Annotated in this window: 6 protein-coding genes; 4 read left to right on the top strand and 2 right to left on the bottom strand. The window is 41.0% G+C overall.

From position 1 onward, the window contains the following. Positions 1-227 precede the first annotated feature (227 nt). Positions 228-2,357, top strand: coding sequence for a methyl-accepting chemotaxis protein (locus CJD30_RS02560; protein WP_294916003.1), 2,130 nt, complete (start codon positions 228-230; stop codon positions 2,355-2,357). Between the two features lie 8 nt (positions 2,358-2,365). On the opposite strand, the gene CJD30_RS02555 is transcribed toward CJD30_RS02560, so the two are convergent. Beyond that, positions 2,366-3,199, bottom strand: a complete 834-nt coding sequence (locus CJD30_RS02555) for a peptidylprolyl isomerase (protein WP_294916001.1) — start codon at positions 3,197-3,199, stop codon at positions 2,366-2,368. 90 nt (positions 3,200-3,289) lie between these two features. On the opposite strand from CJD30_RS02555, the gene gltX reads away from it, so the two are divergent. Beyond that, positions 3,290-4,672, top strand: coding sequence for a glutamate--tRNA ligase (gene gltX, locus CJD30_RS02550; RefSeq protein WP_294915999.1), 1,383 nt, complete (start codon positions 3,290-3,292; stop codon positions 4,670-4,672). Positions 4,673-4,749: 77 nt separating this feature from the next. After that, positions 4,750-5,805, top strand: a complete 1,056-nt coding sequence (locus CJD30_RS02545; protein WP_294915997.1) for a 3-oxoacyl-[acyl-carrier-protein] synthase III C-terminal domain-containing protein — start codon at positions 4,750-4,752, stop codon at positions 5,803-5,805. Position 5,806: 1 nt separating this feature from the next. On the opposite strand, the gene CJD30_RS02540 is transcribed toward CJD30_RS02545, so the two are convergent. Then, entirely contained in the window at positions 5,807-6,559 is a 753-nt protein-coding gene (locus CJD30_RS02540; protein ID WP_294915995.1) for an MqnA/MqnD/SBP family protein, read from the bottom strand. A gap of 122 nt (positions 6,560-6,681) precedes the next feature. Here CJD30_RS02540 and CJD30_RS02535 point away from each other — a divergent pair, with 122 nt between their 5' ends. Continuing rightward, complete coding sequence (locus tag CJD30_RS02535; protein WP_294915993.1) at positions 6,682-6,903, top strand: MoaD/ThiS family protein; 222 nt, start codon at positions 6,682-6,684, stop codon at positions 6,901-6,903. The last annotated feature ends 1 nt before the right edge of the window (position 6,904 follow it).

Below are 6,904 nucleotides of genomic sequence, written 5' to 3'. Positions count from 1 at the left end.
TAAGAAAATATTTAGGTTTGGGAGAGAATGGTATTGAAGTTTGTAGTCTAAGTTTTGTGTTAGAAGATGTGTATAAGGGACTACCTTTTGTTTGATTCTTTTTGTAATCAAAATCATATTTTCTCACATTTTTCTGTTTTTTTTTTATCTTTTACATAAATTTTACAGTATTACAATATTATAATATTTCTATAATATCTTAAGATAGATATAAGGCAAGGAGATTTATGAGCAATTTGAGTATCGCGCAAAAAGTACATATACCGTTAATAGCATCGATTATTATTGGATTTATTGTGGTATTGATCAATTACATCATCTCGGGTGAGCAGATTCGTGAGGATATTTATGCTGATCAGTCAAAAGAGATGACAACGGTTTTTAAAGAAGCGATTGAAGCTAAAAACAGTGTCGGCATTACCAACGCTATCAATATTTCTAAGAACAGTGCTGTAGTTAATGGACTGGTCAGCGGTGATCGAGAAGGGATGTTAAAAAGCCTTAAATCTCTTTCAAGTGAATTCAAAGAGAATACTAAATTCGGGAATATCAAAATTCATGTTCATGATAAAGATGTTCATAGCTTTTTGCGGGTATGGAAACCGGAAAAATTCGGAGATGATCTGAGTGGATTTCGAAAATCCATTTTGGCAGTGAAAGAGACGAAAAAACCTTTGGTCGCGATAGAAGTAGGGGTAGCTGGATTAGAGTTAAGAGGCATTGCCCCGATTATCTCAGGGGGAGAATACGCGGGTTCTGTGGAGTTTATGCAAGGACTTAACTCCGTAATTAAGGATATGCGTAAAAACTTTGATTCAGACGTAGTTATCGGGCTGAATAACCGTTATTTAGACACGGCCAAAGAGATAAAAGACGCTCCTAAAATAGGCAATGAATATACATTGGCAGTTAAAGAAGACGCGATTGATAAGAAGTTCTTTGATGAGTTGAGCAAAAGTGATTTTGATCCTAAAAAAGGTCCGTTTACAACGAATAATTATTATGTAGAACCGATTGTACTCAAAGATTTTTCCGGAGAAGAGGTTGGGTACGCTTTTGCGGCTAAAAAGCTTGACGCTGTCGAAACCCTTGTCAATCAATCTGAAAATTCATTATTGCGTCAAGTGATTATTATGACGGTGATGGATGCCATTATTCTAGTATTGTTGATTATCATTGTTCGCAGAGCTGTAACCGATCCAATCCAAAATTTGGATTCGATTGCGCAGGAATTGGCAAGCGGTGATGCCGATATGAGTAAACGTTTGAGAGTAACGTCGAATGATGAAATAGGAAAGGCGGCTCAAAGTTTTAATATTTTTATCGAAAAAGTTGAACATATCGCAAAAATTGCCGAAGAACGTGCAAATGAAGCACTCCATGCCAAAGCGAAATCCGAAGAGCAGGTGGCAAAAAATGAGATGTCATTGACGTTGGCAAATCAGATGATTCAAGGGTCAATTCATAATGCCGGGAATCTGCGCAGTTCACTTGGAAGCAGTATAGAAAATTTACGTGAGGTTAATACACTCAATTATGATACCGGGCATGTTGTCGATACGGTGAGTGAGCAAACGGATGAGATTATGGCAACTATGTCCAAGATTACGGAAATGATTAATGATTCACGAGAGAATTCGGAACAGTTAAACCATAACGTCAGTGAAATCTCGAATGTGATTACGTTGATTAAAGATATCTCAGATCAGACCAATTTGCTTGCGCTGAATGCGGCGATTGAAGCAGCGCGTGCCGGGGAACATGGACGAGGATTTGCCGTCGTTGCGGATGAAGTACGAAAATTAGCGGAACGGACCCAAAAAGCGACAAGTGAGGTAGAAGCCAATATCAGCGTACTCAAGCAAAATTCCATGGGAATGTTGGAAAATAGTGAGCGTGTTGAGGAATATGCTATCGATTCGGCTCAAAAACTGGATCAATTTAAAACCGTAATGGCGAAATTAATCCTCAATGTTGAGCGGATTAAAGAAGACAGCCAATCGATCAGTTACGAGATTTTTACCAACATGGCAAAAATTGATCATATGATTTTCAAAAACAATGCCTATGCAGCAGGTTTTGAAGGGAAAATTACCCATGAGTTCAGTGATCATCATGGATGTGCGCTCGGTAAATGGTATGAAAGCGGAGACGGTAAAAACGTATTCTCTTCGAGTCCGGCATACGCGAGAATGTTAGAGCCGCATAAAAAAGTACACGAAGAGGTCAAAAAAGCGGTTCAGCTCTTAAAAGAGGATCCGATTCGTCATGCAAAAGCGATTGCGGCGTGTTTTGAAAACGCAGAAAAAGCGAGCGTGGAATTGTTTGATATTCTCAACGAGATGGTGGCTTTGTAGCCACTGCTTTATGGAAGACGTAGAATTTTAATCTCTGCACTTAAACGAAGACGTGTGAAATAATCATTCAACACTTGATTGCGTTTCTCTCCTGTGATCATATTATCGATCTGAGGGCGTACCGCATCGACGTTTTCGGTCACAACGTTCGTTTTATCCCGCATATAAAAGCTCATAAAACCATTTTTACCGTTGGGCAAAATAGGCCCGAAACTCCCGTTTGGGATTTTATTGAGGATTTGAGCCAATTGAGGGTTGATTTTACCGTACGGGATGCTTTCATCTTTACTGCCGATGGATTCAATATGGCGCATAGGATCAGCAATTTTCGCGGCTAGCGCTTCTTGTGATGGAGATACGTACGTCGTCACTTCAAAGCTTTCAGGGCGTGAAAAGTCATCCAAATGGAGTTGATAGTATTCGTTCTCTTCTTCAGCGGTAGGTTGGCTCATTTTTGAGAATGCGATTGCGCTGTAGAGCTTTTGACCTTTGATACTCTCTTCGATTTTGGCACGAAGCTCTTTTTCACTCAATCCACGCACGGTTTGCATCGCGTTTAAAAACTGCTCTTGCGAGAGGTTGTTTTGGGTAGCCATGCGTGCTAATTCTTCGTTGATTTCACTCGAACTCACCGTAATCTTTTTTTCTGAGGCTTCGAGCTGTTCAAGTTTTTTACGGATGAGATTGTCGGCACTTTGGTTGGCGCTGGTTCCGCTTTGTTTCATCTCTTGCTGTACTTCATACAACGTGATAGGAGAGTTTTTGACGAGTACTGCGACACCGCCGATAGGGGCACTCCACAAAAAAGTAGCCAATAAAGCCGAAAGGGTGATTGAACGCATAGATGCTCCTAAGCAAAAGTTTCCTATTTTACCCGCTTTTAACAAAGCCTTAACTAAAATTCCGACATTGTATCCACAAAGGATTAACCGATGATAGTTACCAGATTTGCACCAAGCCCGACAGGGTATTTACATATCGGCGGATTGCGTACCGCTTTACTGAGTTATTTGTGGGCGCGCCGCAATAACGGGAAATTTCTTCTCCGTATTGAAGATACCGATTTTAGCCGTAACGATGAAGCAGCGGCCCGCGCGATCGTCGAAGCGTTCAAATGGGTTGGATTGGAACATGATGGGACAATCGAGTATCAATCAAGCCGTTTGTCAATTTATCAAGAGTATGCTCAAAAGCTTCTTGATAGCGGCAAAGCCTATAAATGCTATATGTCCAAAGAAGAGCTTGAAGCGCTGCGTGAAGAGCAGAGTGCACGTAAAGAGCGCCCGAAATACGACAACCGTTATCGTGATTTCAATGGGACTCCTCCGGAAGGCCGAGAAGCGGTTATCCGTATCAAATCGCCGCTAAGCGGTTCGATCACGGTTCATGATGGTGTTAAAGGGGATGTTGTATTCAACGTCGAGGATATTTTGGATGATTTTATCATTGCTCGTGCTGATGGGACACCAACCTATAACTTTGTTGTAGCGGTCGATGATGCGCTCATGGGAGTAACGGATGTTATCCGCGGAGACGATCACCTCTCCAATACTCCAAAGCAGATTGTGGTTTATGAAGCACTTGGATTTCCGGTACCCCGTTTTTTCCACGTTCCGATGATCCACAATCATGAGGGGAAAAAGCTCTCAAAACGTGACGGTGCTACCGATGTAATGGCATACAAAACGCTTGGATACACCCCTGAAGCACTACTCAATTTCTTGGTCCGTTTGGGATGGAGTCATGGAGATCAGGAGATTTTTTCGATGAAAGAGATGTTGGATCTTTTTGACCCGAATGACATCAACCGCTCGGCATCGGTCTACAATGTTGAAAAACTTGATTGGCTCAATGCCCACTATATCAAAAATACCTCGAATGACAAGTTGTGTGAATTATTGGAGTTTCACGGTGTTATGCTTGTTAGCCATGATAAACGTGAAATTCTTCTTGACGCACTCAAAGAACGTTCAAAAACATTGGTAGAGATGGCCAATCAGATCAATGAAATTTTAGTTCGTCCGACAGAATTTGATGAAGCTGCACTTAAAAAAGGTTATAAAGAAGAATCTCCGATGATCCTGAAAGCCTTTGCCGAAGCATTGAAAAAAGCTCAGGAACTCCATTTGCCGAGTGATTATCATCATGTAATGGATGAAGTGGTTTCCACATTGGAAATCGGCTTTGGGAAAATCGGTCAACCGCTCCGTATCGCTTTAATGGGTAAACTCTCAGGTCCGGGATTGGATACGGTAATGGCGATTATAGGCGTAAATGAAACACTTGAACGGATTAATGCACTGCTTGAGAAATAATATAATTTAACAAAATATCTTTTTTTGCTACAATCTCGCGACAATCTAGGTTAGATTGCACAAATAAAGAGGTGTAGATGAAAAAAGATGTTTTTATAGTAGGTGTTAAGTCCATATTTCCAAAACTGTACGATACGGTTCATGTTATCGATAAGCTTTATAATAAAAAATTTGCTTCCGATCGAGTCAATAAACTTGCAACACGACTCGGTGTGAATACTCAAATTAAAAATCGCGCCATTAGTATTGATTTGGAACAGTTTCCAAAAAAAGTTGTTGCGTTGGATGATTCTCCAGTTGTCTGGGCGAAAAATATTATTCACGATATTTCTAAGCAGAGCAACTTTCCGATTGAATTTCTTTCTGTCTCTTATAATACCAGTTCTCATGAAATTGCTATTCCAAATCTTTCGTGTCAAATTGCACATGCGTGTGGCTTGGATTTAGAAATACCTCCTCAAGAAATTGCTAACTATGGATGTGCATCGGGTATTTTTTCTATTCAAAATGCGGTTGATTTTTGTCAAAAGAATGATGTTCTGGCTTCTGTTGTCGCTTTTGAGCAATCCTCGTATGCTTTTAAACCGATACATGATGAAGATGATGTTAATTTTAAAGCTTCATTGCGTACACATATGCTTTTTGGAGACGGTGGTGCTGGTGTATTGATTGCGAGTGAAAAAAAAGCGGCCGGTTTTGAGAAAAAATTAAAAATTATTGACGTTCATTTAGGCTTTCAGTATGGAGATGTTATCAAAATGGATGATGGGTATTTTTTTACCGGTGATGGGGTAAAAGATGTGATGCCCCAGCTTGTCAGCAATAAGATTATCAAACCCATGTTAGTGAAAAATGGTCTCAAAGTTGAAGAGATCTTAGAGTGGTCATTACATCAAGGTGGTTTACCGGTAGTGGAGAGTTTTATGGACCCAGAGATACTTGGGCTCAGCGCAGAGCAAGTGGAATTATCAAAAAAGATGTTTAGGGAATACGGGAATATCAGTACCCCAAGTAATTTCATCGTGTTGGAACAACATTTCAAACATGGAAAAGGGAAGATTGGTGATTATGGGATGATTGTAGGCTTTGGAGGGGGATTTTATTTTGGTGCGGCACTCTATCAGCACTGCTGATTTAAGAGTAGCGTATCGAACTTAGAGGGGGATTTAGCCCTCTTTTTTTCGCTTCATGGACAAATTTTTTATACCCTCTTGCTTCTTTTTCTCCCACTTTGTAGCTGATAAACTTTAGATAATGGATGATTTGAGCAGGGGTGAGATTGCTTTTACGAGACGCTTCCATCAGCATGTAATAAGGGATTTTGATTTTTTTAGCCACAAATGCGCGGCTGAGGCGACGAAGCTCATCGGTGTGATTATGAGTGCATAGGAGGGCAAAGACAAAGGGGAGTGCGGTTTTTTGATGCCAAAGTGCCCCCAAATCGGTATGCTCTCCTCCACTGTAATAGTAGCGTAACGCTTTATCTCCGATCAGGACTTCTCCATGGACATTGAGAATTTGAGCAAGGAGATTGGAGGTTGCGGAATCGGCATCTGCTTTGTCGGCATTAGGAAGAGATAGGACACTGAGCACTTCACGCTGTGCGACGATTCCGACACCTGCATGGCGGCAATTTTTGGCGGTGATGCTGGAGATGAATGCCGCATCGATACGTCGCATGGCAAATTCACGGTTGAGGGCTGAGGGTACCCCTTTATGATAATGAAGGCTCTGATAAAATCGGGTGCTTCGGGCGTAACGCTTGATAAAGACGTGAAACGGCAAAAGGTTTATAAAATCAATTTTTCCGAAAATCACACTCTTTCCTCTATAAACTTCTGCCTCTATAGAGGCAAGCTTTAGCGCCTTCGCGGCTAGCGTAGCCAAAGGGATGAATTCCTTTGGCGTTAAAATATAGTGCAATTATACTAATTGATCCCTGACAAGGGACTGTTAGTTCTGATTTGCTATAATTTATCCAATTTAACTACCCAAAAAGGGGAATAATTATGGTGACAGTCGAATTTTTAGGACCGATACAAAAGGCTACGCTCTCATTGGACGCTGCATCTTTGCATGATGTAGCAGAAGCACTCAAAGAAGACAATGAAATGGCACAATGGTTAGACAACTGTGCGGTTGCGGTGAATGATATGCTCGTATCAACTCTCGATACACCTTTGAAAGACGGAGATAAAGTATCCCTTCTTCCTCCGGTATGCGGCGGTTGAG

The sequence above is a fragment of the Sulfuricurvum sp. PD_MW2 genome (genome assembly GCF_002633015.1).
GTDB lineage: Bacteria > Campylobacterota > Campylobacteria > Campylobacterales > Sulfurimonadaceae > Sulfuricurvum.
This window is presented reverse-complemented; position numbering and strand designations above follow the sequence as displayed.

Excerpts from the sequence above, each read along its gene's own strand:
- CJD30_RS02560 (WP_294916003.1), top strand. The coding sequence starts at position 228 with ATGAGCAATTTGAGTATCGCGCAAAAAGTACATATACCGTTAATAGCA.
- CJD30_RS02555 (WP_294916001.1), bottom strand. The coding sequence starts at position 3,199 with ATGCGTTCAATCACCCTTTCGGCTTTATTGGCTACTTTTTTGTGGAGT.
- gltX (WP_294915999.1), top strand. The coding sequence starts at position 3,290 with ATGATAGTTACCAGATTTGCACCAAGCCCGACAGGGTATTTACATATC.
- CJD30_RS02545 (WP_294915997.1), top strand. The coding sequence starts at position 4,750 with ATGAAAAAAGATGTTTTTATAGTAGGTGTTAAGTCCATATTTCCAAAA.
- CJD30_RS02535 (WP_294915993.1), top strand. The coding sequence starts at position 6,682 with ATGGTGACAGTCGAATTTTTAGGACCGATACAAAAGGCTACGCTCTCA.